Origin of the sequence: Lwoffella lincolnii (genome assembly GCF_037201985.1) — a bacterium.
In the GTDB taxonomy this organism is placed as follows: Bacteria; Pseudomonadota; Gammaproteobacteria; order Pseudomonadales; family Moraxellaceae; genus Psychrobacter; species Psychrobacter lincolnii.
The window spans coordinates 1,105,764-1,132,322 of record NZ_CP147511.1 but is presented as its reverse complement, the minus strand read 5'-3'; the positions used below and the strand labels follow the sequence as shown (position 1 = coordinate 1,132,322).

The following is a 26,559-nucleotide window of genomic DNA, read 5'->3' as shown; positions in this document are numbered from 1 at the left end:
GAGAATATGAAACATATTATTCAAATTATCAGTCTTATCACGGCTAAACAGCGTAGAGAGCACATCAGCTCTCATTTTGCTCATCTTAATATGCCTTTTAAGTTTTTTGATGCGGTGAACAAAGAGACTTTGCATTTAGTACTAAGCAAATATCCGCTGAATTTTACCAAAGATGGCTTGACAGACGGTGAAAAAGCATGCTTTTTAAGTCATTATCTGCTTTGGCAGCGTTTGTGTGCTAGTGATAACAACTACCTGATTGTCTGTGAAGATGACGTTGTATTAAGTCCAGATGTTGGTAAATTATTAGAAAATCTACCTGCCATTATGCAAGATTGTGATATTTTAAAATTTGAAACCATGCTTAGACCTGTGGTGATTGAGCCTGATTGGCAAAAAACATTTGAAGGGTTTGTGCTAAGAAAACTGAAAACCGAAAATATGGGGACAGCAGGCTATGTTGTCTCAAAAGATATGGCTTGCCATTTGGTTAATTTTTTTAAAGATGCCCGTATTCATCAACCCATTGATCATTATTTATTTAGGGATTTTTTATCAATGGATAAAAAAATCTATCAAACTGTACCCGCATTTGCCATTCAAGATGATGTGCTAAATTCCGACAAAAATCATTTGCGAAGCGATTTGCATGACGAAAGAATAAAAAGAAGAAATAATAAAAGACTGCATTCTAATAAATTGATTAGAGAGTTTTTGCGATTATTTCAACCTTTTAATACAAGATATCGTAAAGAAAAGAGAGATGATAGGCTTATTGTCAATTATGGTCAAATTATCATGTTTAAAACGGATGATTAAATGCTTAAAATTTTCTTGATTAATCTTGATTCTCGTCCAGACAGATTGGCATATGTGTCTAAACAATTAGATGAACTGGGTTTGGATTTTATTAGAATTTCGGCAGTGGTGGGTAAGGACTTGAACTTAGAAGAGCAACAACTCTTTGATAAACGGGGCTTTATTCTAGAACAAAAAAAAGAACTTGTGTTAGGTGAAATTGGTTGTGCCATGTCGCATAGATTAATCTGGCAAAAAATGCTTGATGAAAATATTGACCATGCACTGATTTTGGAAGACGATGTTAATATTGATGAATATTTGGTGGATTTTTTAAAAAAAACAATACATTATCAAGAATTTGATTTTTTAAATTTATCCTTTACCAAACCCTATGAACTTAATGAGCAGGCACTTCATTTTTTGCAACAGAATGGCATTACGGAACGTCCAAAATTATGGCAATCACGAAAGATTTGGAAAAAAATTGAGTCTAAAAATGGATTTCGTATTTTTAAATTGTATTTTTTTAAAAAGTTTACACTTTGTGAATGTGATTTTGCTCCATCTTTGGGTAGTGGGTATATTATATCTAAATTAGGTGCTGAACATTTTTTACAAGCAAGTGATGTGATGACATTTCCAATAGATTTGACATGGCGTTTTTCTGCTGGGTTATTAAGACAAGGATTTGTATCAAATGTATTGATAGAGCAATGTTTGGATACGGACATAAAAGGAAGATATGTGGGTTATAAATTAACGCCATTGCAAAAATTACAACGTATTTTTAAGAAAAGTCGTTTTTTAAAACGTCGAATCGCTGTATTAAAAATGTATGGATTGGAAAAAATGTAGTGAAATAAATGTGGTGAAACAAATGTGGTAAAATAAAGGAATGTAAATGCTTAAAATCTTTTATGTCAATCTTGATGATAGCCATGATCGCAATCAACAGATGATAAAGCAGTTGGATGGTTTGGGTCTGACTTATGAACGTATTTCGGCGGTTTATGGTAAGGATTTGACGGATGAGCAAAAATCTTTTGTTAATTATCATGATTTTTTACTGCGTATGAAGCGCCCAATGCAAGATGGTGAAATTGGCTGTGCCATGTCGCATCGGCTGATTTGGCAAAAAATGCTTGATGATAACATTGAGTATGCGTTAATTTTGGAAGATGATGTGGTGATTGATGAAGATGTGTTGTCTGTCATTCATTGTCCCTCTTTTTATCAATCGTTTGATTTTTTAAATTTATCCTCAAATTTTCCTTACAACCCAAACAGGGCGTATTTAACCCAATTGCTGGCAAATCAACCAACCGCCATTCGCACTGAGCAGAATAACAATTTATGGTCAAAAATTGACTGGGGTAAGCATTGGAAAATCTACAAACTGCATCAACATCAAAAAATCATTGCCTGTGAATGCGACCCTGCACCAGCATTGGCCAGCGGCTATCTGCTGTCAAATAAAGGGGCGAAGTCTTTTTTGCAAGCAAGTCATGTGCTTGATGTGCCGATTGATAATGTGTGGCGACATGCAGACGGTGAGTTGCGTCAAGCATTTTTGCCAAAACCATTAATTATACAGTCAGATATTGATAGCAATATTGGCGATAGAACAAAAACGGTACAATTAACACTCATGCAAAAGCTCAAACGGGCCATGCTTAAACGAAAACCAAACCCACGTCATGCTGATGTTAGGCGAATGTATCATGTTAAATAACGTTACTGTAAATGGCAACGTCAATGGTGATTTAAAATCCAAGCCACTGGCGTCAAAAACCAAGCCAATAATTGTGTTGGCAACGTTTACTTTGCAAGGGGGTGGGGCAGAGCGATTTGTGTTGACATTGGCAAAAGCCTTTTTCAAACTTGGGTTTGATGTGCATGTTATTGGTTTTAAAGCCCAAGTAGATTATGAGTTAACCAATGATGTGACGGTGCATTTTTTGAATTATCAACAATATCGTTGGTTGCCAAAATCATTGCGTTATCCCTTATTTGCCAAAATTTTTGATGGTTTTGTTAAAAAACACATTGGCACGCCAACTCTTATTTTATCTAATTTGTATCAAGTAGATTGTGTTTTACATCACAGCAAATTGGATAACATCGTTTATGTGATACACAATACTTTATCGATGGAATATAAGCTGATGACCAGTCATTTTGATGGCAATCAAAAAAAAATCAATGACTTAAAACAGCTTTATGCCAACCACCCTGTGGTGTGTGTCAGTCATGGTGTGAAAGATGATTTTGTGCAATATTTGGGGCAACACCCCAAAATGACCGCCATTCACAATCCCATTGCACAAGATGACATCAAGAGACAAGCCAATGCCTTTGACGCTCATGCCAAACTGCCGAAATCCTGTGAGCAGGGTTATCTTATCCATGTGGGTAAGTTCAAACCCCAAAAAGACCATAAATCGTTAATACAAGCTTATGCACAAAGTACGCAAGCATTGCCATTGGTATTGCTTGGCATGGGGGGTGAGATGTCCGCTTGTGAGCAGTTGGCTGATGAGCTGGGCGTTTTAGATAGGGTGATTTTTATGGGGTTTCAGTCCAATCCTTATCCTTTTATTAAGTCTGCCACTGCCATGATATTGGCATCACAATTTGAAGGGTTTGGCATCGTCATTGCAGAAAGTTTAAGCTTGGGTGTGCCAGTGATTTCAACCGATTGCCCACATGGTCCTGCTGAATTGTTGCCAGATAATTGCTTGGTAGAGCTAAATAATCTAAGTGCGTTGACGGACAAAATCAATCAAGTCATGAATAAGCCACAAGACTTTATCACACCGTTTGCAACGCATTTATTACCCGAGTGCGTTGCTCAGGCGTATTTGGATTTTATGAGAGTAAGCAGGGTGGATTAATTGATATTTGTTTGTTGCAACCGCAACTTTGCCCCTTTTTTATCTTCATAATTGGTGAGCAACTTTGCCAAAAAAATGTGTGGATAGCAGTTGTTGTTTACCGTCACTCTTGGCAAAGTCAGTAATTCATCGCTGGTTAATCCTCCTTGGGGTACTTCTGTTCTGCCACGATACATGGCGGTGGCGGTATCAAACCTTTGTTGTTTTAACATCGCCACATGGCTTGAGTGAAATTTACCGTATGGATAACAAAAATGTCTCATCGGTACGCCAAGCAACTCTTCTAAAAATTGTTTGCTGTGTGTGATTTCTTGTTCTGCGGTGGCATCGTCAACATCGATTAGGCTGATATGACTGTGCGTATGTACGCCCACTTCCATGCCTGCATTTAGCCACTGTTTAAGCTCAGCATCTGACATGAGTAGATTTTTGGGAATGCCTTTGGCTTCGTCCCATTGATTATGGCCGCCAATGTGTCCGCTCACCACATAGCAGGTGGCTGTAAATCCATGGCGTTGTAAAATCGGTAAGGCCTGCGTTAGGTTGTTGCGATAACCGTCATCAAAGGTAATGCCGATGACTTTGCCCTGTTTTTCACCTTTTAGATAAGGGGTGAGTTCATACATGGATAAGCCTTGATAACCAAGCAATTTGAGTATTTTCATTTGTAGAGCAAACCGTTTGGGTGGCAAGTGCAAGCACTTAAACGGAGCATTTTTGATGGGGTGAGAGATGCTGTGATACATTAAAATTGGGATTTTTTGCATGATGATGGTTTCTTATGAGATTGTTTTATAAAGTTGTTTTGCAAGATTGTTTTTATGTGGTTGGTCATCGTATCGGTTCTGGTTTAAAAATACGCTTAATGGCTTGGGCAAGCGTCAGCCAAAACGGTCGTTGAAAATTGATGGCATGAATGTTTGCACATTGAACGGCAAAATCACTGTCATCAAACTGTTGCCAAAATGGCATCATTTGGCTCTCCACATAAGCTTTTTGTCGTCTGCGAGAAAAATGACGCACGAACTCTTTGCCTTCGATGATTGTGTAATGCTGTTTGAAAATTTCAGCAAAACAGAACTGTTCAACAGTGCGAGCATTGGTCAAGGCCCTGATGGGATACATCAAGTTGCAAGCTTGTAATAAATAAATAACGGCATGACTTTTTACGCCCATGATAAGTGAACTGTACATGGTTGCATGGTCTTGTAAGCGGTAGATGAGCGGTGAGCCGTCTGCTGGGTTGATGTGACTGATGTCCTTGCCTTTTAAGCCGTTGATGCCTGCTTTATTCGCTTCACCATAAAGATAATTGCGATATTTTTTATGAGTAAAAATTGCAGACTCTTTTTTGTACATGACCACATGTTTATCATCAATCTTGTCATATAAAGGCATGGGATTGGTTAAAAAATAGGTATCGCTGTCAAAAAATAAAAACTTGCTATGATTATCAGCAATGTGATGCTTGATGAGCAGCGCCATGATATGGGCAAGCCCTAAGGTTTTTAGGCGGTAGTAATAATTATCCTGTGTGGCTATGTGAAATAATTTATCCGATAGGGTTAAGTTAATCAACTCTAAGTCAGTTTGTTGTTGCCAGCTGGCAAAAAAATCAGGGCGTTCAGACAGCACAATGACGGTGGGGCGCTCATGCCCATCAATCTGAGCAAAAAAGCTCAAAATACTCAGTTTAACACCATCATAATACATTTCGTCATCACCATAAACCACATAGCATAAAAAATGCGAACGTGGTGTGGCATGTTGGGCAAATTTTAACGCTTGCCAATCTTGGCTTGGCAAGTCATTTGGTTCAACCAAGGTGTTAAAAGTCTGGACATCTAACATGACATTGTTTGGCATGGGTCACCACCAACGTGTGCGTTCACGGGTATGGCGATTTTTTGCACGGCTATATATGTTATTGTTGCTGTCTAATTGCAACCGCTCAAACACGTCAATGACGATTTGTCCCAACTCATGTTCATCGCACAGTTTGTCCAGTCTCCATCGCATGTTTCTTAGCGTGTCATCTGTTCCAACTGCCATGGCAGATATGCCATCAAATAACGCCACTCGTTTGGTTTGTAGGGTTTGTTTGATGTGTTCGTTTTCTGTTAAATCTGTGCCATTCACTTGGCAAAGAAGCCGTTCGGTTTCGTAAGATTTTATGGTATTGATAAGCATCACAGCGTTCATCAACAATGCTCTTAAGCCAAAATCATCATCACAATCAATAAAAGTATCACATGCAGAAATCAACCAGCGTGTGTTTAATGATTTTAATAAAAAGTCCTTTTCGCTTAACCATAAGGCTTTGAATTTCTCATAATTATCCACCACATCAATGTCACGGCGAATCAGTACAATCAGCGTGGCATGATAATGATTGATTTTAGGCTCACCGATAAACTCATGGCGTAAATTGTCGATATGTTCGTGCAAATTTTTGGCAGAACCGAAAGTATAAGTTTTGTCTTGACCGTTGATGATGGTGGATTTTAGTTCGTTAATATCAATGTCGGTGAGGGTGTCATAGAGCTGGCTTGCCCCAAAACGGCGTTGATGGCGGCTAAACGAAAACCATTGTTCAAGACGAGATTTTTTTCTGGGTGGCATGATACATTCCAAAAGTCATTGATAATTATTGACTGTCATTGACTGTCATTTTTGATGATGATAAATCCATAATAATACATATTTATCCAAGGTATAAAACATCAACACCACTGAAGCCATCCACCCATAACGCCCTGCTAAAAATTGTCCACGTAGCCAATATTCTCGAATGAATGAAAACACACTTCGCAACCCTGCTGTCAATAAAGAGCCGTGCTTGCCTTGCTGGTGGTTATCTATGGCCCAATCATTGGCATAGCGAATGCGTTTGACAAGATAATGATACAAATCATCGTTGGTGTGATGGTGTTGCAAACCGTTTAGTTTGACGATTTGAGCATCTTGGGTATCAACCGATTCATGCACCTCCAAATCATTATAGCCCAGATGGCTGGGATAAAGGCGATTTTCCCAATCTCGATACCAACCATTTAAATGGGTGGGAATGCCACAAAAATAATTGACCCGAGCAAACGCATAAACCTTATCACGTTGCACAGGCTTTTTAAGCACATCGGTAATGGCTTGTCGCAAGGGTTGGTCAAGGCGTTCATCCGCATCAAGTACAAGCACATAATCGCCTGTGGCATAAGCTTGGGCAAGCTGTCGCTGTTTGCCAAAGCCTTGCCAATCGGTATTGACATGCCATTTTGCCCCATGACTTTCGGCGATTTGGCGAGTGTTATCAGTACTGCCACTGTCTAACACAATGATTTCATCAACGATATCATGCACCGTCTCTAGACATGCTTTTAGGTGTTTACTTTCATTTTTACAAATCATCACCAATGACAGCGTGGATTTTTTTTGTGAAACATCAATGGGTTTTAAGTTTTGTGCCATCGCCACAGAATGTAAAAAAGCGTGTTCGGCTTGGTTGTGGGTTAAATCATACAGACAAGCATATTTATTAAATGTATATTGGGTAAAAAATAATGAATAAATCAGCCCATAACGACCTTGTAAGAATCGACCGTCAAGCAGGTATTGTTTAATAAATGCCCATAAAGGATTAACCACAACTTTATAAAATTTACCCTTTTTGCCTTGAGCGTGCCTGTCATCTGCCCATGCTTTGGCATAATCTAAGCGTTTATTTAGCCAAAACAGCGGCGTGGGGGCGGTGTGGTGGTGTAAAAAACCGCTTAATTTTTTGGTTGTTGCGTCATTTAATATCACAGACTCATGCACTAGGTTATTGTCATATTGAAACTTTTTGGGATACAGTCGCCAATGGGCCTTAACCCCCCATAAGGCATTATCAATTTGATGCCCAAAGACAAAATCAAGCCGTTTGATGCCATAAACCGTATCGGTAGGGGGGTTTTTGATGACCTTTAAAATGCTGTTTTTGAGCTGTGGCGTCACCACTTCATCAGCGTCCAATGCCAAAATCCAGTCGCCTATGGCATAAGCTTGGGCAAGCTGTCGCTGTTTGCCAAAGCCTTGCCAATCGGTATTGACATGCCATTTTACCCCATGACTTTGGGCAATTTTTTGACCATCATCGGTACTACCGCTGTCTAAAATGATGATTTCATCTACCCAATCGGCAATGGCAGGTAAAGAAACCTTAAGATTGTCAGCTTCGTTTTTGACAATCATCACGACAGATATCGTATAATTTGATGATTGTTTCATTTTGGAGATGCCTGTATCTCATCAGCTTTTGGCATCAGTAATTGCCCATCAAAAGGCGTTAGATTACCATATGCTTGGGTATGCTCAAAAAATATGGGTATGTCATCTGGGTTTTCTTGTTCGGTTCTTGATAAAAAAGTATTACGTGTTTGATTATGTGTTTTAATGCCTAACCAATCAGCTAAAAACCAGACAAAGCCATGGCCTGCTTGTGGTGTATTATTCTCTATACGTTCGCTGTCATCACTGGATAATTTAAACAATGGTGTGCGTAAAGTAAATTGTGTGTCATCATGTTTGAGTTTGGTTTGGTGTAAGCCATGGTCAGATGTATAAACCATACTAAATGGTTGGTTGTTGTTTTTATTGGCAGTATGTAATAGTTGATAAATTTCTTTTAAAAACATATCAGTTTGGTAGATGGTGCTTAAATAATCTGCCAAATCGTCATTATCAAAATAAAAACGTGGGCGTTTATTATCTAAGCGTTTAACAAAACGAGGGTGTGAACCCATAAGATGTATGGCAATGAATTTGGGCTTGTCTGATGGAGAGTTTATCGCTTTTTCTATTTCTGCTAACATTTCATGATCAAATCGGTGAGTCTTGGTTGGAGCGTGGTCTCCATAAAAATACAAGTGATTGGCTTGATTAGCAATATATGAAACTTCATTATCAAATACACCCACATGATCTTGATTAGAAATCCAATAAGTTTCAATACCAACTTGGTTTGCTAAGGAAAAAATACTGTTTTGAAATTCCACTTTTTGTGGGTTGGGAATGGTTAAAAGTCGTGGCACTGATGTGGTTGTATGACCTGCTGGTGAAATAAATTGATTGTATTTAATTCCGTTGACATTATCTAAAAAAGGTGTGGTTTTGACAGGATAACCATATGAAGACATATAGTATTTAGACATACTTTCACCCAAGACAAACACATGATTTTTATATTTTGGCACATAAGCAGATACTTTCCAGTCAATTGGTTTTTTAGAAAGTTCTTGCAGATTATTTTGATAATTTTTATAAATATGATAACTTGTGGTGGTATAGGGAATAAGATTTAGGATTTTAGAAAAATGCCATTTAAAATATGAATGCTTGATTGGTATGATACAGCCAATAAATACTAAGATTAAAATGATAGAAAACCAATAAAAAAATTGACGCTGTTTATGTGTTGCTCTAATTTTTTTTGTTAAAAAAAGTATGATGAGTGTTAAAATGATAATACCAAGATAAATCCATAATGTAAATGGGTCAAAAAATTCCGTTACTTCATTGCGGTTAGTTTCCAAGGCAGAAAAAATCATAGCCGAGGTTGGATAGCCATATTGTAAACCAATCGGAAAAAACAATATCCACGCTAAAAATAGTGGGCTTAATAATTTAAAAACAATTGGTTTTAACCATAAGAAATTGATAATGACCCAAATAAGTAAGATGTCATGTACGTGAGGCTGATTACCTGATACGCCCCAACATAGCAACGTTGCGAATAATAACGTTGCGATGAATATGAGATAATTATAATATTGAAATGGTTGATTATGATGGATTTTCATATTTATTAGCTTCATCTCTATTTTTTTTAATCATTGCCAATAATCCTTAATCCAAGGCGTTGGCAATACTTTACGATACCATTTGCCACTTTTACCGACAATCGCATCAGGTGGATTAATCTCTCCATGAAAAATGACGATTTTTGCTGTATCTGGCAGTTGTGGCGGTTTGATAAAACTGATGGGAAAGGGTTGTACGCATTGGTATTTAAAGCTGACGCACCAACGGCTGTCCCAATATTCTAAATGATGATGTGTTTGTAGATAATTGGATAAAAATGCTTGTTCGTGGCGGAACTGCTGACGAATGGTATCAAAATTTTGTTCAAAGTGGCTTAATAAGTTAGGATACGTGTTTTGCCCAATGTCAAAACGATATACTGAGCTGTTACCCACCATTCGCCAAGGTTTTTTCCAATCACGAATGATCATCACGCTGTCATCATGCTGTGCCTTGTGGGTAAAAAAACAGTCGATGTTATCAACAATGACGATGTCAACGTCTAAAAATAATGCCACACCTTTTAAATCATAAAGCTGTGGTTTAAATGTGGTGAGTTTTTTCCAACCACGTTCGGGTAGATGACTGGGTATGCTTTTGGCAAATTGTAAATCAGGGATTGGATAGCAGTGAATGTTTGGGTCAATGCCTTGGTCATCATCGGTTAAGCACACCATTTGAAATGGTAAGGTTAAATTTTTTTTAACCATCTTGTACAGTCGGTTGACGTATTGTGCAGGGTATTTTGTACCCCATTTCATACAGATGACGTAGCGAGTTTGGGTCATGGTTTAATCTTTTTTGTTGTCAGATTTGTTGTCAGAGAATTTGCTTGTCAAGGCATTGAGTTGTTTGCTGTTGGCTTGATAGACATCATCAATGTTTGGGACATATTTAAAACGCCGATAACCCCACATATAATGCTCAGATAAAGGGGTTATCATGGTTTGCATGGCATGATTAAGAGCGGTGGTTGCGACGGTACTGTCTTTATCGTATAGCGCAGGTTGGTTGAGTTCATAACAATGCACATCAAAACCGTTCCCGTCAGTACGGCGAATGCAGGCCAGTCCCACCAAGGCACAACCTGTTTTACTGGCAAGTTTGGGGGCAAGGGTACTAGATAGCGTGGGAATGCCAAAAAATGGCACAACCACTCCGCCAGTTGGGTCTGGTACATGGTCGGGTAACACAATGCTAAATCCACCTTGTTTTAGGGTTTTAAAGATGGATTTGACGCCCGTGGCATCGGTGGGAACTAAGGTGGCATTGAGACGTTGACGACCTTGTAGCACAAATTCATTGCTCAGTCTTCCCTTAACAGGTTTGTACATGATGGTGGGTGAGCCAAATTGATTGAGCCATGCGTTCATGATTTCCCAGGTGCCTAAGTGCGGTACGATGGCAAGCATGCCATTGGGGTTCTTTAATCCTGCTTGTAGAATATGTGGGTCATGTACTTGCTTAATTTGCTGAATGCTCCAGTTGGGTGGCATTGCCCAAGATTTGATTGATTCGACACTGCTTAGGGCTTGGTTGGTAACGATGGCATGATGCAAGGCTTGTTTTTGCTTTGGGCTAAGATTGGGGTATGCCAGTGAAAGGTTGGTGTTGATGGTGCGATGCAGTTTCAGGTTGGGAAATTGCTTCATTCCCCAAGCCACTAAATGTGCCAATGCCCGTAATACGGACATTGGCACATATTTAAACAATGAATAGGGGTTCATGATGTCAGTGTCAGCAAGATGGGATAATGGCTATTTCGCTGATGCCAGCTCTTGCTTTTGCTCACGTAAGCGAATACCCAAATCACGCAACTGCTTGTTGTCCACTTCAGCTGGGGCCTGGGTTAATGGGCAGTCAGCGGTTTTGGTTTTGGGGAAGGCGATGACATCACGGATAGAACCTGCCCCAACCATCAGCATGATTAGACGATCCAGACCAAAAGCAATGCCCCCATGTGGCGGTGCACCAAACTTTAACGCATCTAATAAGAAGCTAAATTTTTCTTCGGCTTCTGCTTGGTTGATGCCCAATGCTTCAAACACCGCTTCTTGCATGTCGACGGTATTGATGCGTAGGCTTCCACCACCGATTTCTGTGCCATTTAGCACCATGTCATAAGCGATGGATAGGGCAGTCTCGGGTGAGTCTTTTAGTTCTTGCACACTGCCCTTAGGTTTGGTAAAGGGGTGGTGCATCGATGTCCATTTGCCGTCATCTGTCTCTTCAAACATGGGGAAGTCCACCACCCACAGTGGCGCCCATTCACAAGTTGCCATGTTCATGTCATGACCAACTTTGACACGCAATGCTCCTAAAGCATCATTAACCACACGGGCGTTGTCTGCCCCAAAGAAAATTAAATCACCATTTTGGGCGTTGGTGCGTTCGATGATGGTTTTTAGGGCATCGTCATGGATATTTTTGATGATTGGGGATTGTAGCCCTGACTCTTTATCCACGCCGTTATTGATGTTGGTGATGTCATTAACTTTGATGTATGCCAAGCCTTTTGCCCCATAGATGCCCACAAACTTAGTGTATTCATCAATTTGTTTGCGAGTCAGCTCATTGCCATTAGGAACACGCAACGCCACCACACGCCCTTTGGGGTCGTTGGCAGGACCTGCAAAGACTTTGAAGTCCACATCTTGTAACACATCTGCCACGTCAATCAGCTTTAATGGAATGCGTAAGTCAGGCTTGTCAGAAGCATAATCACGCATGGCATCGGCATAGGTCATGCGTGGGAATTTGCCCAAATCCACATCTAACATGGTCTTAAATAAATGCTTAATCATGCCTTCGTTGATGTCCATGATTTCTTCATCGGTTAAAAATGACGTTTCAATATCCACTTGGGTGAATTCTGGTTGGCGGTCGGCACGTAAGTCTTCATCACGAAAGCATTTGGCAATCTGATAATATCTATCAAAGCCCGACACCATCAGTAATTGTTTAAATAACTGTGGCGATTGTGGTAAAGCAAAAAAGTTACCTTGACGTGTGCGACTGGGTACAAGATAATCTCTTGCGCCTTCAGGAGTGGCACGGGTCAAGATGGGGGTTTCGACATCTAAAAAGCCATGTTCATCTAAATAGCGACGAATGACAGAAGTGGCTTTAGCACGAAATATCATGCGTTCTTGCATTTCTGGGCGACGCATGTCCAGATAGCGATATTTTAAACGCAATTCTTCTGAGACGTTTAAGTTGTCATCATTGAGTGGAAATGGTGGCGTTTCGGCTTTTGCCAGTACCGTGATTTGTTTGCCCAACAGCTCAACCTTACCACTGGTCATGTTGGGATTTTCAGTCCCTTGATAGCGACCTCGTACTCGTCCTGTGATTTGTAAAACATACTCTGAGCGAGCGGCATCAGCGGTGGCAAAGGCCTCTGGGGTATCAGGGTCAATGACTACTTGTAAAAGACCATGGCGGTCACGCATGTCTAAAAAGATGACCCCCCCATGGTCACGACGACGGTGTACCCAACCCACCACGGTGATGGTTTGGTCGATAAGCGCTTCGCTGACATTGCCACAATATTGAGTACGCATTTGACTGCCCATAAAATTCACTGCCTTAAAATCAAGATAAATAACATTGAGATAAATAAAATTGAATATCAATCATCGAGTAAAAATAATTTAATGGCTAATTATGCCTTTTTGTGGCTTGGCTGACAACCTTACTGTTTCACTTGTGGTTAAAAATATGTTAAATGTGGTAAATGATGGGTCAACGTGAGATAAAATAAACAGTTAAGAGCAAACAATCAAGAGTAAGCCTAAGTAATTAAGCGTAAGTAATTAATAAGCATAAGTAATTAAGCGTAAGCAGTTAAGAGACAGTGGCATTATATGCTATGATAGGCAACACAAAAAAACGCTGTTTTACTTGATGTGTTTGACCCTTTGTATGTTACCCATTTAAGTCAGTTTTCCATTAAATCCGTTCTCCATTAAAACAAAAGGATAAACCCCAGTCATGGATTCATTAAATGTCATCAACATTTTATATCTGGTGGGTGCGTTGCTGATATTTTTTAGCATCATGGCAAGTACGGTATCAGCACGGCTTGGCATGCCATTGTTGCTGTGTTTTTTGGGTGTGGGCATCTTGGCAGGTGAGCAAGGTGTGCTGGGCATTCATTTTGCTGAGTATGGATTTGCCAATTTTATTGGGCAAGCAGCACTGGCGTGCATCTTGCTTGATGGTGGTCTTAGGACATCGTTTCAGTCGTTTAGAGTGGGTTTGCGTCCTGCCATTACTTTGGCAACGTGGGGAGTGTTTGCCACGGTTTTGGTGTTGGGTTTGTTTGTTACTTGGCTGATGGATTTAGATTGGCGACTGGGTCTATTGATGGCTGCGATTGTTGGTTCAACCGATGCAGCAGCGGTGTTTTCCTTACTGAGAAATGGTGGTGTCAAACTCAACGAACGGGTACAAGCTGCTCTTGAATTAGAGTCAGGGGCAAATGACCCATTAGCAATTTTGTTGGTAACAGGACTAATAGCGTTAAATGTTGACCCTAATGGGCTGAACATGGCTGGCTTTATGCTGTTGTTGTTGCAGCAAATTGGGGTGGGCTTAATCATGGGCATTGCTGGGGGGTATTTGCTGTCTAGACTATTGCCAAAATTGGCATTGGCAGAGGGCATGTATGCCATTTTGATTATGTCGGCAGGTCTTGGCGTGTTTGCTGCCACCAATTTGCTGGGTGGTAGTGGTTTTTTGGCAGTGTATTTGACGGGTATTTTAATTGGTAATTATAAAGTGCGTGCCACCGAACATGTGCTTAGGGTGATGGACAGCTTTGCTTGGCTGTCACAAGCGGTGCTGTTTGTGGTGTTGGGTATGCTGGTTACGCCATCAAATGTGCTTAATGTCTGGTATTATTCACTTGCCATTACCGTATTTATGATTTTTGTTGCCAGACCTTTGGCGGTGTTCACAAGTCTTAAACCATTTAAGTTTAAAAACCGTGAGATTGGTTTTATTTCTTGGGTGGGGCTAAGAGGGGCTGTGCCAATTACCTTGGCCATTTTACCCATCATGGCTCAGGTAGAAGATGCGTTTTTATTGTTTGACATCACCTTTGGTGTGGTGGTGTTGTCTTTGCTTGTGCAGGGCATGAGCATTCCATTTATGGCAAGTCGTTTTAATGTGCGATTGCCAACCAATGACGACCCTGAAGCTCATTTGGAGATATGGGTATCGGACAAAGAACGCATTAATTTGTATAAGTTTGTGGTAAAATCTGGCGCGTTTGCCGTTGGTCGCCACCCAACCAGCATCACCAACCGCCTAAGTTCAGATGACATTCAGCTGTTCGCTTTGGTGCGTGGTTCTCATTTTTTACCTGTTCATGCAGACACGGTCTTAAAGCCCAAAGATGAGGTGTGGTACGCTTTACATGGGGATTATGCCAAAAAAATTGCCACCATTTGTAATGACAGCAACATCAATTTACAATCACATGATGACTTTTATGGTGATTGGTTGGTGTCGCCACATGCCAAATTGGTGGATTTGCCATTTTTAAAGTCTTTGCTAGACCAAGATTGCCCCAAATCTACCTTACCAAAACACATCAATAACCAAACTGTGGCAGAGTACATGCTTTTTGAGCTAGAGACCAAACCTGTGGTTGGCGATACGATAGATTTGGGCAGTGAATGGGCGTTAATCATTCATCAAATGAATGATGATGGCAGTATTCGCAGTATCGGTCTAAAGCATTTACAAAGTAAAGACGTTGATTAAAAAATGGTTAAAGATAAAAAGATGTAAAGATAAAAAGATTGTAAAAATGCTGATGATGCCCCATATTAAGGTTTTGGGACAGACCCCAATGTCCCAATGCTCCAATGTCCCAATGCGACGTTGCTGACATGCTGTTCCTAATACGTAAAGTTTTTAACACATAAATTCTTAACACGTAAAACAGTGATGTTATTAAAAAAAGTAACGTTATTAAAAAAATAGAAAATTGACGGAAATTAAATATGTTATTTCATTCGGATAAAACCCCCATTGAGCTTAAAGTCATTCACCTAAACCAAAAACAGCAAAAACGTCGTGAACAGCTGTTGGCAGCCAAAAACGACAAAAATGGGCTAAAACAGCTCAAAAAAAGCCTGGCCAAACAAGCCAAAAAGGCACTAAAAGATAACCTAAAAGGCAAAAATAAAGGCAAAAAAAGCGTCTATGTCATTGATTTTGATGGTGATATCAAAGCATCAGCGGTCAAACATTTGCGTGAAGAGATTAGCACCATTTTAAGTTGTGCTGAGCAAGGTGATGAAGTGGTGGTGCGTTTGGAGTCCTCTGGTGGGCTGGTGAATGGTTATGGCTTGGCAGCGGCTCAGTTGGTACGCATCAAAGATGCCAACTTACATTTAACCATTTGTGTGGATAAGGTGGCAGCCAGTGGGGGCTATATGATGGCGTGTGTGGCAGATAAAATCTATGCCGCCCCCTTTGCTGTTATTGGCTCGATTGGTGTGGTGGCTCAGCTTCCTAACTTTAATAAGGTATTAAAAAATCATGACATTGAATATGAAATGTTCACCGCTGGCGACTACAAACGCACCGTCACAATATTTGGTGAAAATGATGATAAAGACCGTGCTAAATTTCAACAAGAAATTGAGCAAACCCATCAATTATTTAAACACTTTGTAACCACCTACCGTCCCAAACTTGACTTAGATGCTGTGGCGACAGGTGAGCATTGGTATGGTGAGGATGCCCTAAATTTGGGCTTGGTTGATGAGCTTAAAACATCTGATGCTTATCTGTTAGAAAAAATGCAAACGCAAGAAGTCTATGTCTTGCATTCGCAGACAAAACCAACGCTTGCCCAAAAACTTGGCTTTGCTGCCATGGCAGAGCAGTCTGCCAGTTGCTTAATTGACATGGTAAGCGATAAATTACCACAAGTCATCACTCAGCTAAACAATGGCAAACGCAGTTGGTTTTAACCAGTTGGTTTTAAAAAAGTGAGTTTTAACAGCATGTGAGCCATATTAAGCCACATATCACAAGGTCATACCATAAGAACGTCAATGCCTATTTCTGTGTTAACACTTCTTCCCCCAGTCCTTGCCAAAGATCGCCATTTTTTAGAGCAACAGGTGCGTCAAGCCGCCTCGCAACTTGTCTTTGAGCAAGGCAACTTTGAGCAAGGTAAAAAGCAGGGAAAATCAGCTCAAGCCAATCAAGCTGATTTAACTTTTGATGGCTCACCTTTAACTCTTGACGATTTGCCAGCCAAACTTGTTGATAAAATCAGCAAATCACATGAGGCAGTACAAGCAAGGAAAAACAGCGTGCCAATCATCACACTGAACGATGATTTGCCCGTGAGTCACTCTGCTGATGTGTTGGTTAATGCCATTCAAAAACATCAGGTCATCATCGTGGCAGGGGAGACAGGCAGTGGTAAAACCACCCAACTGCCTAAGATTGCTTTGCTTGCTGGGCGTGGGCTGACAGGACAAATCGGACATACTCAGCCAAGACGGTTGGCAGCTCGTAGTGTCGCTAATCGCATTGCTGATGAACTTGGTGAGCCATTGGGTCAGTCAGTGAGCTTTAAGATTCGTTTTAATGAGACAGGCTCGCCCAAGTCATTGATTAAGCTGATGACTGATGGCATTTTGTTGGCGGAGCTGTCGCATGACCGTTTTTTGACTCGTTATGACACCATCATCATTGATGAAGCCCACGAACGCAGTCTAAATATTGATTTTATCATGGGATATCTTAAAAACCTGTTACCCAAACGCCCTGATTTAAAGGTCATCATCACATCAGCGACGTTAGATACCCAGCGGTTTAGCCAGTATTTTAGTCAGTATGACCCTAAAACTAAGCGGTTAACACCTGCCCCTGTTTATCAGGTTGAAGGTCGCAGTTATCCTGTGGAAGTTCGGTATCGCCCACTGACTGATGAGCCTGTGCATGGCAGTGATGATGATGCTTTTGATGAATTTGAAGACAATCTGCCCCGTGCGGTGGTGGCGGCAGTGGAAGAATGTTTTGCTGATGCCCATGATAAAGGACATGCTGACCAAGCGGATATTTTAATTTTTGCAGCGACAGAAGCTGAAATTCGTGATTTGCAAGAGGTGCTACAGACACATGGACCTAAGCACACGCAAGTATTGCCTTTATATGCACGGCAAAGTTATCGTGAGCAGCAACGCATTTTTAACCCATCAGGGGGCAGACGCATCGTCATCGCCACCAACGTGGCAGAGACTGCCTTAACCGTGCCAGGTATCCGTTATGTGATTGATTTAGGATTTGCACGCATTTCTCGCTATTCACATCGTTCACGCATACAAAGACTGCCCATTGAAGCAATTAGCCAAGCGGCCGCCAATCAGCGAAAAGGTCGTTGTGGGCGTGTTGCCCCTGGTGTGTGCATTCGTTTGTATGCTCAAGAAGACTTTGAATCTCGTCCTGTGTTTACTGACCCTGAGATTTTGCGAACCAATTTGGCATCTGTGATGCTACAGATGGCAAATTTACGGCTTGGGTCGGTAGATGACTTTGATTTTATTGAACCGCCAGATGGTCGCTTGGTCAATGATGGGCGAAAACTGCTTGATGAACTTGGAGCAATCAAAACCATTGCCAATAAAAACAGCCGTCATCAATCCAAGCGTCAGCAGACGCTTGATGACATTCAACTGACTGACATTGGTAAAAAAATGGCACGCATGCCCATTGACCCCAGACTTGCCCGCATGTTGGTGGCAGGGGCAGAGTTTGATTGCCTTCCCCAAATGCTCATCATCGTGTCAGCGTTGGCAGTGCAAGACCCAAAAGAACGCCCATCGGATAAACGCACCCAAGCCGACCAAAAACATGCCCTGTTCCGAGTGGAAGATTCGGACTTTTTATTTTATCTGAAACTTTGGCAGGCGATATTTGCCAATGATGATAACGGCTTGTCTAATAATGAAATCAAAAAGTTTGCCAAAAAGCATTATTTAAGCTTTCCAAGGCTCAGAGAATGGAAAAAAACCCATGGCCAATTGACACAGATGGTGGCAGATTTGCGTCTGTTAAACAATCCTCATGGTAAAACTGACCACAGCCATGATGACGGTACTGATATCATGGCTTTATTAACCCAACAGACCCAAGACAATCCTGTCAAGGTCAGGGCCAATGACAAAACCAATCATAAAGCCAATGACAAAACGAATGATAAAGATAACCCAAGAGCCTTACATTATGCCAATTTGCATCGTGCGTTATTGACAGGCCTATTAAGCTTTATTGCCCATAAGACGGATACTCGTGGTGAGTATTTGGCAGCAAGGCAACAAAAAACTCGTATTTTTCCTGCCAGTGTGTTGTATAAGCAAAATCCGCCCTGGGTGATGGCGTTTGAAGTGGTGGAGACATCGCAAGTCTATATGCGAACCCTTGGCAAGATTGAGCCTGAATGGATACTTTCAACAGCAGGTGAGTTGCTAAAATATCATTACTATGAACCACATTGGTCAAAAAAAACAGGCAAGGTGCAAGCTTATGCTCAAATCAGCTTGTTTGGTTTGATTATTGTGGGCAAACAGCTCACCAATTATGAACAGGTCAATCTGACCGAATCTCGTGAAATTTTTATTCGAGATGGGTTGGTCACTGGTGATTATGGTCGGAATCCCCCTTTTTTACAGCATAATATGGATAAGATTGCCGATGTTGCTCGCATTGAAGACAAGCTTAGACGCAAAGATTTGTTGGTTGATGAAGAAGCGTTGTATCAATTTTATGACCGTAAAATCCCACAACATGTTGCCAGTCGTAAGACATTTGAAGACTGGCGGGCAGAAATTGAAGCCAAAGACAGCCAGTTTTTGTTTTTTACTGATGATGATGTTCTGACCCAAACCGCACCAACCACAGGCGATTTTCCTGAGAATTGGCAGTTGGGGGAGTTAAGATTGCCCTTAACTTATGTGTTTGACCCTGCCAGTGATGATGACGGTGTGAGCATTCGTGTGCCATTGGCTGCCTTACCACAATTAGATGCTGTTGAGCTTTTGTGGGGCATTGCAGGGTGGCGATATGAATTGGTGTTGCAGTTATTAAAATCTTTGCCTAAAGAGATTCGTCGTCAAATTGTTCCCATTCCTGATACTGCTGATGAATTGTATGATGAACTGGAGCATAATCATCAGCAAGGTTTGCTAAACCAGCTATGTCAAGCCCTGAACAGTCGTGGCATCGCAGTCACCCCAAAAGACTTTGATTCCAGCAAAGTAGACCGATATTTGCAACCACAAATCTGTGTGGTCGATGACAAAAACCGCCTAATCGAAAAAGGGCGAGACTTACAAACCCTACAAATTCGCCATGCCAGCGAAACCAGCCAAGCGGTGCATGAGCAGGCAGGGCGACATGATGACTTTCCTGAGCATTTTAAATTTGCCATTATCCGTCACCGTGCAGGCGTGGTGATGAAAGAGTTTTCTGCCTTAGTGAGTGATGATGCTGGCATGGCGGTGTCCATTCATCAATTCACTGATTTAAATGTTGCGTTACATGCCCACCGTCAAGGGGTATTGACCTTAATCAAAAGGAATTTGGGGGCAAAACAAAAACAGCTCACCAGTCAGATTGACAAGTCGTTTAAGCTGGCGTTTGCCCCATTGGGTGAGCTTGATAAGCTAAAAAATATCGTCATTGATGCCACTTTAGATGCGTGCCTAAGTGGTGCATCAGGCGGTGCATCAGATGGCATGTCTCAGACACAAGTCGCCAAATTTATTCATGATGATGTCTTGCCACAATCCATTGATGACAGACTGTATCAGCTGGCAAGTCATTTGCCATTGACCCAAGCTCAATATGAACAAAGCAAAAAAGCGGTACTCAATGCCTTTTTGCCAATGGGACAAACGGTGTTAAAACTGTTAAAAGAAGTCTATACTCGTTGGCAACGCATTCGCCAAACCTTGTTGATGCTAGACCGTGATGTGTTTGCTGAGTCGATAGATGACATCGAAGACCAGCTAGATGACTTGCATTTGGCTGATTTTGTCTATCGCATGGCGTATGACAGGTGGCAACAATACCCCAGATACCTTGAAGCCTTGGAAATTCGGCTAGAACGCTTGCCACATAATTTAGAGGGCGATGTCGATGCGGTGTATGCGTTAGATGAACATATGGAGCGACTGGCAGGGCGAGCCGATGACCCTGCCATTAGCGAGTACCGTTGGTTGGTGGAAGAATACCGCATTCAGCTGTTTGCCCAACCGATGAAAACCCACACGCCAGTGTCTGGCAAACGGCTTAAAAAACTGTGGGAGTCGCCATATTGAACAAGCAAGTGGTTCTAGGCCCTTTAATCACAGATGAACACCTAACCTTTGAGCAGGTCAATGCCATATATGGTTTGTACACGGCTGATATGGTGAACAGCATCACTCATGTCGCATCTGAGTATGAAACTGACCAAATCAGCATCACAGGTTATCTTTATCCAAACAGACTACAAAAGGAGCTTAACAGCCCAAAATCCAGTTTTATTGATGGTAAAAGCCCGAATATGCCAAACACACACACGTTGAGCATTGGCATTGATGAAGCAGGTAGAGGCCCATTGCTTGGTGGAGTCATGGTGTCAGCGGTGCTGTTGCCAACCATATTATCGGGTACGTTTGTTCAATTATCTGATGACATTAACTTTAAGAGCAGTCCATTGGCAGGGCTTAACGACTCAAAAAAATTGACTGCCAAACGTCGTGAGCAATATGCTCAAGCCATACAAGACACCGCCATTGGGTATGTGCTGGTTGATGTGCCAGCAGTGGTGATAGATGGCATTAATGTTTTGCAAGCATCATTATTAGCAATGCAGTTGGCAAGTGATACGATGCTTAAGCAAATCAGTGCTGGTGTCTATGATGTCTATGGATATGGTGATGGTGGTGGCGTTGGCGACAAAAGCATCATAAAGCGACTACAAATCAAGCCATTGGTTGATGGCAATCGCTTACCATCATTAATGATGGCAGACCACCATCACTTATGGCAACCACTGATACAGACTTATGATTGGTCAGTCAGTCAGCTATGTCCGCAAGCCATTATCAAAGGTGATATGTTGCATAGTAGCATCGCTGCTGCCAGCATCTTAGCCAAAGTCAGTCGAGATAAGCAGATGCTGGTCTTAGCCAAGCGTTATCCTCAGTATTTGATTGACAAACATAAAGGTTATCCAACCCAAGCCCACCTGCTTGCGATTGCTGAGCATGGCATACTACCAGAGCATCGGCGTAGCTTCGCTCCCATTTGCTCGTATCGTAAGTCCCATTAAATCCCTAAGGCATTTGATAGAGGGTGTTTAATTTAAGGGGTGAATGATTGTCTAAAATTTTTAGTTTAAAATAATCATGTTTGTCAATTTTTTCTAAGGAAAAATGAAACATGTCATGTTCATTGTTTTTATGGAGCAGAAGAAATCTTGCAAAAAATAATTGTTTAGACTGTTTGCTGTAATTGTCTAGCAGTTCAATTAACTGATGATGAATGCAATACACATCATCTTGTCTTGTCTGACAAAGACTTTCGTCATATCGATAATAACCATACTTCTTAGATTGATGGTCATTCATATGATGAAACTTTAAAAATCTTTCTTGGGTAATTTTAAAGATGTCATCATCAGAAATGATTAGGTAAATATGAGACATAGACGCACTTCAAAATTGAACATTTGTCATTAATAATGGTTGCCATTAATGATGGATACTAAAACTCATCTAAATTCTCAAATAATCAAGTATTATGACGTATGACACACTACCAATCAACGACATAATCAATGACATGAAAAACACCCTTAGAGAAAACCCATTGAGTAAACCAAATAGCACAAAGTTTAGGATTAACGTGATAAAAAAGTAGATAAGACATTTTTTTATCATGCGACTAATCCCTGCCAACGTTTGTTTAATATCCAATGTGAGCATGTCATCATAATCCATTTTTTGACCATTTACTTTTTGACCACCTGCTTGTTGAGTAAAAAAAGTTAAAAGTTAAGTGAAATCAGTGATTATCTATGTTTTACTCAACAATAGATATTTATTTAACAATAAGACTTTTTTATTCATTAAAAACACCCCAAAGGTTGTCTCACTTTTGGGATGTGGTTTAAAATCATCGATGGGCTTTTTTAACCATTTGCAACATTAAATTTTTAACCATTTGCAACATTAAAAATTGTCATGCTAAAAATTAGTACGATAACTCAGCACGGCGGTTTTGGGCATGGTCAGCTTCAGTACTGCCAGTGGCGATGGGTTGTTCTTCACCATAGCTGACCACTTGAATGTTGGCAGGGTTTACGCCTTGAGATGTTAAGTAATCACGCACTGCTTGGGCACGACGTTCGCCTAATGCCATGTTGTACTCACGGCTACCACGCTCATCAGTATGCCCTGCAACCAGCACACTGGCATTTGGGTTGTTAGACAGTAAGTTGGCATGTTGGTCAAGTACGTTGGCAGATTCTGTTGTGATGATACTTTGGTCAAAGCCAAAATACACCACTGTTTGTAGGTTATCAGCCGTGGTGGTAACAGCGGTGCTATTAGAAACCAGTTCACCACCCATATAGCCAACATCTGCTCCACTTGGAACACCAAGCGGGGCAACCAATACTGCAGATTTGTTAGGCTTGGTAGAACAACCAGACAATACCACCGTGCTTGCAACCACTAAAGCGGTTAAAAATTGATAAGAAGTACGCATCATAATAAAACCTTATTGATGATAAAGAATTGATGATAAAGAAGCCACATTGGCATATTAAAAAACCCAAATGCCGACTTTGACAGATTTGTCAGCATCATGCTACCTATTGGTAAACAAAGTTTGCTTAAATGTAAAACTTAAGCAATTTTGCTAATAATCGCAAAGTTTATCCATAATAACAAGCATTTTTTGCTTATTTGGTTGTTTATGGGCTTAACGATGAATGGCTCGATGCCCAATGTCATGTCGGTAGTGCATGCCATCAAATGTGATGCGTTTGATGGTATCAAGAGCTGTTTGCTGGGCGGTGGTAATGCTGTCAGATAAAGCGGTTACACACAATACCCTACCGCCATTGGTAACCAGTTGTCCATTGTCCATGGCTGTCCCTGCATGAAACACTTTGACATCAGCAAACTTGTCATCAGCAAACTTGCCTTCAAGTTGCGTTAATCCTGTGATGATGTCGCCTTGAGATGATGATTCTGGATAGCCTTTAGATGCCAACACAATGCCCAATGCAGCTCGGTTATCCCAATCAGCGATTAATGGCAGTTGTCCTTGTAATCCTTGTGCCACAAGTTTGGGCAGTGATGACTGCAATCGCATCATGATGGGTTGTGTTTCTGGGTCACCAAATCGACAGTTAAATTCAATGACCTTTGGGTTACCTGCGTTATCTATCATCAACCCAGCGTATAAAAATCCTGTATAAGGATGCCCAGCGTCTTTCATGCCAGCAACCACAGGTTTGATGATGTGGTTGATGACTTTATGATGCACATCATCGGTTACCACAGGGGCAGGGGAATAGGCGCCCATGCCACCTGTATTAAGTCCAGTGTCTGCCAGCCCCACCCGTTTATGGTCTTGACTGGTTGCCATTGGTAAGATGTTGTCGCCATCAATCATACAAATAAAGCTGGCTTCTTCTCCTGTTAAAAACTCTTCAATGACCACTCGACTGCCTGCACTGCCGAACTTGTTGTCTGACAACATGTCATCAATGGCAGTGTGAGCATCAGCCATGTTGTCTGCAATAATCACCCCTTTGCCTGCCGCCAATCCATCTGCTTTGATGACGATGGGGGTGGTTAATTGGTTCACATGGGCTTTGGCATCATCGGCATTGGTAAAGCTTTGGTAGCTGGCAGTCGGAATGCCATGCTGTTGCATGAATGCTTTGGCAAAGGTTTTTGAGCCTTCAAGCTGGGCACAATAAGCACTAGGGCCCCATATGTGAATGCCTGCTTGACGACAATCATCGACAATGCCTGCCACCAAAGGGGCTTCAGGACCCACTATCACCATGTCCACGTCATGGCGTTGACAATAATCAATGACAGCAGTATGGTCGCTGATGTTCAAATGAATATTTTGGCATTTGGGTTCGTTGGCAGTGCCTGCATTGCCCGGAGCAACCAACACTTGTTTGACGGCTTCGTCTTTGGCACATTGCCATGCCAGGGCATGTTCACGCCCACCTGAGCCAAGTATCATAATTTTCATCATGTTCTCCTTTAAAAAGACGTGTTAAAAAGACGTGTTATTTTTGATGCAAATATTGACTGATGATGTGGCTTAAATAAGGGATAAAATATCCTGCCAAATCATGCCCCAACCCTTTAATGAGTTTAAAATCAGCATTGGGGATATGGTTCGCTACGTTGCGTCCATGATGCCATGGCAATAGCCCGTCTTTATCACCATGCAATACCAAGGTTTTTGCCTGAATTTGTTGACTATAGGCACGGATATCACCTGTTGCCAATATCGCCTGTAATTGTTGAATGATGCCAAGCTGGTGAACATTACGCAGGTGTTTTTTGGTGATGAGGCGTTTGACTGGTTCATCATCTATGAATCCAGGCGAACCAACCATGTGCATGAACCACACCCCATGAGCCACAGAAGCCTGTAAAGAGGTGTTGTCTGGCTTGGTAAACAAGGCATTTAACTGTTTGAGTTTTGGTGGTGGCAACAGACGAGCATTGGTCGAGGTGAACAGCAAAAGCAATCTGTCGATATGATTGGGATAATTAGCCGCCAAAATTTGGGCAATCATACCCCCCATAGATGCCCCAAGCACATGAAACTGCTTAAAACCAAAAATTTGCCTTAGTCGATTTAGCAAGCCTGCGGTGTCGTCTGCCATGTCTTGTAACCTGTAGGCGACAGAATGACGATTTTTTAAGCCCACCTGCAACCTAAGCATCATCTCTAAACGGTTAAAAGAAGACAAATTAGGTAAAGATGGATTGATGATTTTACTTGATAGACCAATATCACGGTTATCAAAGCGAATCACAAAAAAGCCAGCTGCCACCAATTGCTTGATTAAGGCATCTGGCCAGAACAGCATTTGTGACCCCAAGCCCATGATTAACAATACTGGTGGGTGATTGGGATTGCCACCTGCTTCCACACTCAAGGTAATCTCTGGTGAGATTTGGATAAACGCATGATACATGCCTTGGGTCAAATCAGAGATTGTCCATTCAATGGCTTTTGCGTCATCGCTTTTTGCATCATTACCTTTTGCGTCATCATAAGTTGCGTCATCATAAGGTTGCTGTTGCCACTGACTGGCAGGCACAAAATTGGCTGATGTCATAAATACTCTTGGCTAAATGGGCGTGTCATATTTAAAGTTCATTTAAATTTAACGGTCATTTAAAGCGTGTTTACCGTGTTGTTAGAATGGTGATAAATCAAGCGTTGGCCTTGCAGGCGTTTTAAATTTCCAGCATTTGAAAATCCATCTTACCCACGCCACATTCAGGACAGCTCCAGTCATCGGGAATGTCTTCCCATTTTGTTCCCGGTTCGATGCCTTCTTCTGGGCAACCCAATGCTTCATCATATATCCAGCCGCAGACGATACATTCATAGCGTTTCATTCATATTCCTTAACCTTGAGATTTTTTAACTTTTAGAGCATGGTGTTAAGCTTGATGGCAAGTTTGCTGGTGGCAAGTTTGTTAAAACAAGTTTGTTAAAAACAGACATTATGCCTTAAATCTGTGTGGCTATCCACAATTACTGTCCACAATTACCGCCACAACCCACCACCATAATCCCAATCATCAAAACAAGCCAAACACTCAACAGTCAGACTCGGTTGCTTGGATTTAAAAAAATTTATTCACATTTAACAATTTTAACAATTTACTCACATTGTAAAATCTTTGTATTTATTAAATAAATAACAAACATGCCATTATTCATATCAATC

The 26,559-nt window shown here is 41.2% G+C and carries 21 protein-coding genes; 8 read left to right on the top strand and 13 right to left on the bottom strand.

Going from position 1 to position 26,559, the window contains the following annotated elements; all coding sequences use genetic code 11:
* Window positions 1–6 precede the first annotated feature (6 nt).
* From WDM69_RS05240 to WDM69_RS05225, 4 genes are read left to right on the top strand one after another with little or no spacing between them, the layout of a single operon-like run.
* Window positions 7–819 (top strand): glycosyltransferase family 25 protein, encoded by an 813-nt coding sequence (locus WDM69_RS05240; protein WP_078306681.1) that lies wholly within the window; start codon window positions 7–9, stop codon window positions 817–819.
* Window positions 820–1,656, top strand: a complete 837-nt coding sequence (locus WDM69_RS05235) for a glycosyltransferase family 25 protein (RefSeq protein ID WP_078306680.1) — start codon at window positions 820–822, stop codon at window positions 1,654–1,656. It abuts the gene before it with no gap.
* A gap of 46 nt (window positions 1,657–1,702) precedes the next feature.
* Complete coding sequence (locus WDM69_RS05230) at window positions 1,703–2,533, top strand: glycosyltransferase family 25 protein (RefSeq protein ID WP_078306679.1); 831 nt, start codon at window positions 1,703–1,705, stop codon at window positions 2,531–2,533.
* Entirely contained in the window at window positions 2,523–3,695 is a 1,173-nt protein-coding gene (locus tag WDM69_RS05225; RefSeq protein WP_158077853.1) for a glycosyltransferase, read from the top strand. Before WDM69_RS05230 ends, WDM69_RS05225 begins: the two co-directional genes overlap by 11 nt.
* Here the strand turns inward: WDM69_RS05225 and WDM69_RS05220 are convergent.
* The 8 genes from WDM69_RS05220 to aspS all read right to left on the bottom strand — a co-directional run bounded on the left by WDM69_RS05220 (window position 3,692) and on the right by aspS (window position 13,093).
* Window positions 3,692–4,462, bottom strand: coding sequence for a polysaccharide deacetylase family protein (locus WDM69_RS05220; protein ID WP_078306677.1), 771 nt, complete (start codon window positions 4,460–4,462; stop codon window positions 3,692–3,694). The two genes, WDM69_RS05225 and WDM69_RS05220, sit on opposite strands and share 4 nt — an antisense overlap.
* Before the next feature lie 64 nt (window positions 4,463–4,526).
* Window positions 4,527–5,561, bottom strand: coding sequence for a hypothetical protein (locus WDM69_RS05215; protein WP_078306676.1), 1,035 nt, complete (start codon window positions 5,559–5,561; stop codon window positions 4,527–4,529).
* A gap of 3 nt (window positions 5,562–5,564) precedes the next feature.
* Window positions 5,565–6,317 carry a hypothetical protein gene (locus WDM69_RS05210; RefSeq protein WP_078306675.1) on the bottom strand — a complete coding sequence of 251 codons (753 nt, stop codon included), beginning with the start codon at window positions 6,315–6,317 and terminating at the stop codon, window positions 5,565–5,567.
* A gap of 45 nt (window positions 6,318–6,362) precedes the next feature.
* On the bottom strand, window positions 6,363–7,958 hold the full coding sequence (locus WDM69_RS05205) for a glycosyltransferase family 2 protein (RefSeq protein WP_078306674.1): 1,596 nt from the start codon (window positions 7,956–7,958) through the stop codon (window positions 6,363–6,365).
* Window positions 7,955–8,881, bottom strand: a complete 927-nt coding sequence (locus WDM69_RS05200; protein ID WP_158077852.1) for a sulfatase-like hydrolase/transferase — start codon at window positions 8,879–8,881, stop codon at window positions 7,955–7,957. Before WDM69_RS05200 ends, WDM69_RS05205 begins: the two co-directional genes overlap by 4 nt.
* A 678-nt stretch (window positions 8,882–9,559) precedes the next feature.
* The gene (locus WDM69_RS05195; RefSeq protein ID WP_078306672.1) at window positions 9,560–10,318 is read right to left on the bottom strand and encodes a glycosyltransferase; all 759 of its coding nucleotides are present in this window, start codon (window positions 10,316–10,318) and stop codon (window positions 9,560–9,562) included.
* A gap of 3 nt (window positions 10,319–10,321) precedes the next feature.
* The gene (locus WDM69_RS05190) at window positions 10,322–11,257 is read right to left on the bottom strand and encodes a lysophospholipid acyltransferase family protein (RefSeq protein ID WP_078306671.1); all 936 of its coding nucleotides are present in this window, start codon (window positions 11,255–11,257) and stop codon (window positions 10,322–10,324) included.
* A gap of 30 nt (window positions 11,258–11,287) precedes the next feature.
* Entirely contained in the window at window positions 11,288–13,093 is a 1,806-nt protein-coding gene (gene aspS / locus WDM69_RS05185; protein ID WP_078307028.1) for an aspartate--tRNA ligase, read from the bottom strand.
* 430 nt (window positions 13,094–13,523) lie between these two features.
* On the opposite strand from aspS, the gene WDM69_RS05180 reads away from it, so the two are divergent.
* From WDM69_RS05180 to WDM69_RS05165, 4 genes are all read left to right on the top strand, one after another.
* Window positions 13,524–15,302 carry a potassium/proton antiporter gene (locus WDM69_RS05180; RefSeq protein ID WP_078306670.1) on the top strand — a complete coding sequence of 593 codons (1,779 nt, stop codon included), beginning with the start codon at window positions 13,524–13,526 and terminating at the stop codon, window positions 15,300–15,302.
* Window positions 15,303–15,544: 242 nt separating this feature from the next.
* Entirely contained in the window at window positions 15,545–16,522 is a 978-nt protein-coding gene (sohB, locus tag WDM69_RS05175) for a protease SohB (RefSeq protein WP_078306669.1), read from the top strand.
* Between the two features lie 84 nt (window positions 16,523–16,606).
* On the top strand, window positions 16,607–20,884 hold the full coding sequence (gene hrpA / locus WDM69_RS05170; RefSeq protein ID WP_338755052.1) for an ATP-dependent RNA helicase HrpA: 4,278 nt from the start codon (window positions 16,607–16,609) through the stop codon (window positions 20,882–20,884).
* Window positions 20,881–21,882, top strand: a complete 1,002-nt coding sequence (locus tag WDM69_RS05165; protein WP_338755051.1) for a ribonuclease HII — start codon at window positions 20,881–20,883, stop codon at window positions 21,880–21,882. Before hrpA ends, WDM69_RS05165 begins: the two co-directional genes overlap by 4 nt.
* Before the next feature lie 4 nt (window positions 21,883–21,886).
* Here the strand turns inward: WDM69_RS05165 and WDM69_RS05160 are convergent, their stop codons facing one another.
* The 5 genes from WDM69_RS05160 to WDM69_RS05140 form a co-directional block, all read right to left on the bottom strand.
* Window positions 21,887–22,258 (bottom strand): hypothetical protein, encoded by a 372-nt coding sequence (locus WDM69_RS05160; protein WP_338755050.1) that lies wholly within the window; start codon window positions 22,256–22,258, stop codon window positions 21,887–21,889.
* A 547-nt stretch (window positions 22,259–22,805) separates the two neighbouring features.
* Window positions 22,806–23,324 (bottom strand): peptidoglycan-associated lipoprotein Pal, encoded by a 519-nt coding sequence (pal, locus tag WDM69_RS05155; RefSeq protein WP_422393256.1) that lies wholly within the window; start codon window positions 23,322–23,324, stop codon window positions 22,806–22,808.
* 213 nt (window positions 23,325–23,537) lie between these two features.
* Entirely contained in the window at window positions 23,538–24,833 is a 1,296-nt protein-coding gene (gene purD, locus WDM69_RS05150) for a phosphoribosylamine--glycine ligase (RefSeq protein WP_338755884.1), read from the bottom strand.
* A gap of 37 nt (window positions 24,834–24,870) precedes the next feature.
* On the bottom strand, window positions 24,871–25,938 hold the full coding sequence (locus WDM69_RS05145; protein ID WP_338755049.1) for an alpha/beta hydrolase: 1,068 nt from the start codon (window positions 25,936–25,938) through the stop codon (window positions 24,871–24,873).
* A 121-nt stretch (window positions 25,939–26,059) separates the two neighbouring features.
* Window positions 26,060–26,224, bottom strand: coding sequence for a rubredoxin (locus WDM69_RS05140; protein ID WP_078306663.1), 165 nt, complete (start codon window positions 26,222–26,224; stop codon window positions 26,060–26,062).
* Window positions 26,225–26,559: the final 335 nt, after the last annotated feature.

What these genes read in the sequence shown, in the direction of transcription:
- WDM69_RS05235 (WP_078306680.1), top strand. Translation starts at nt 820, where the DNA reads ATGCTTAAAATTTTCTTGATTAATCTTGATTCTCGTCCAGACAGATTG.
- aspS (WP_078307028.1), bottom strand. Translation starts at nt 13,093, where the DNA reads ATGCGTACTCAATATTGTGGCAATGTCAGCGAAGCGCTTATCGACCAA.
- WDM69_RS05210 (WP_078306675.1), bottom strand. Translation starts at nt 6,317, where the DNA reads ATGCCACCCAGAAAAAAATCTCGTCTTGAACAATGGTTTTCGTTTAGC.
- WDM69_RS05145 (WP_338755049.1), bottom strand. Translation starts at nt 25,938, where the DNA reads ATGACATCAGCCAATTTTGTGCCTGCCAGTCAGTGGCAACAGCAACCT.
- WDM69_RS05230 (WP_078306679.1), top strand. Translation starts at nt 1,703, where the DNA reads ATGCTTAAAATCTTTTATGTCAATCTTGATGATAGCCATGATCGCAAT.
- WDM69_RS05220 (WP_078306677.1), bottom strand. Translation starts at nt 4,462, where the DNA reads ATGCAAAAAATCCCAATTTTAATGTATCACAGCATCTCTCACCCCATC.
- sohB (WP_078306669.1), top strand. Translation starts at nt 15,545, where the DNA reads ATGTTATTTCATTCGGATAAAACCCCCATTGAGCTTAAAGTCATTCAC.
- hrpA (WP_338755052.1), top strand. Translation starts at nt 16,607, where the DNA reads ATGCCTATTTCTGTGTTAACACTTCTTCCCCCAGTCCTTGCCAAAGAT.
- WDM69_RS05195 (WP_078306672.1), bottom strand. Translation starts at nt 10,318, where the DNA reads ATGACCCAAACTCGCTACGTCATCTGTATGAAATGGGGTACAAAATAC.
- WDM69_RS05215 (WP_078306676.1), bottom strand. Translation starts at nt 5,561, where the DNA reads ATGCCAAACAATGTCATGTTAGATGTCCAGACTTTTAACACCTTGGTT.
- WDM69_RS05180 (WP_078306670.1), top strand. Translation starts at nt 13,524, where the DNA reads ATGGATTCATTAAATGTCATCAACATTTTATATCTGGTGGGTGCGTTG.
- purD (WP_338755884.1), bottom strand. Translation starts at nt 24,833, where the DNA reads ATGAAAATTATGATACTTGGCTCAGGTGGGCGTGAACATGCCCTGGCA.
- WDM69_RS05200 (WP_158077852.1), bottom strand. Translation starts at nt 8,881, where the DNA reads ATGTCTAAATACTATATGTCTTCATATGGTTATCCTGTCAAAACCACA.
- WDM69_RS05140 (WP_078306663.1), bottom strand. Translation starts at nt 26,224, where the DNA reads ATGAAACGCTATGAATGTATCGTCTGCGGCTGGATATATGATGAAGCA.
- WDM69_RS05225 (WP_158077853.1), top strand. Translation starts at nt 2,523, where the DNA reads ATGTTAAATAACGTTACTGTAAATGGCAACGTCAATGGTGATTTAAAA.
- WDM69_RS05205 (WP_078306674.1), bottom strand. Translation starts at nt 7,958, where the DNA reads ATGAAACAATCATCAAATTATACGATATCTGTCGTGATGATTGTCAAA.
- WDM69_RS05190 (WP_078306671.1), bottom strand. Translation starts at nt 11,257, where the DNA reads ATGAACCCCTATTCATTGTTTAAATATGTGCCAATGTCCGTATTACGG.
- WDM69_RS05240 (WP_078306681.1), top strand. Translation starts at nt 7, where the DNA reads ATGAAACATATTATTCAAATTATCAGTCTTATCACGGCTAAACAGCGT.
- pal (WP_422393256.1), bottom strand. Translation starts at nt 23,324, where the DNA reads ATGATGCGTACTTCTTATCAATTTTTAACCGCTTTAGTGGTTGCAAGC.
- WDM69_RS05160 (WP_338755050.1), bottom strand. Translation starts at nt 22,258, where the DNA reads ATGTCTCATATTTACCTAATCATTTCTGATGATGACATCTTTAAAATT.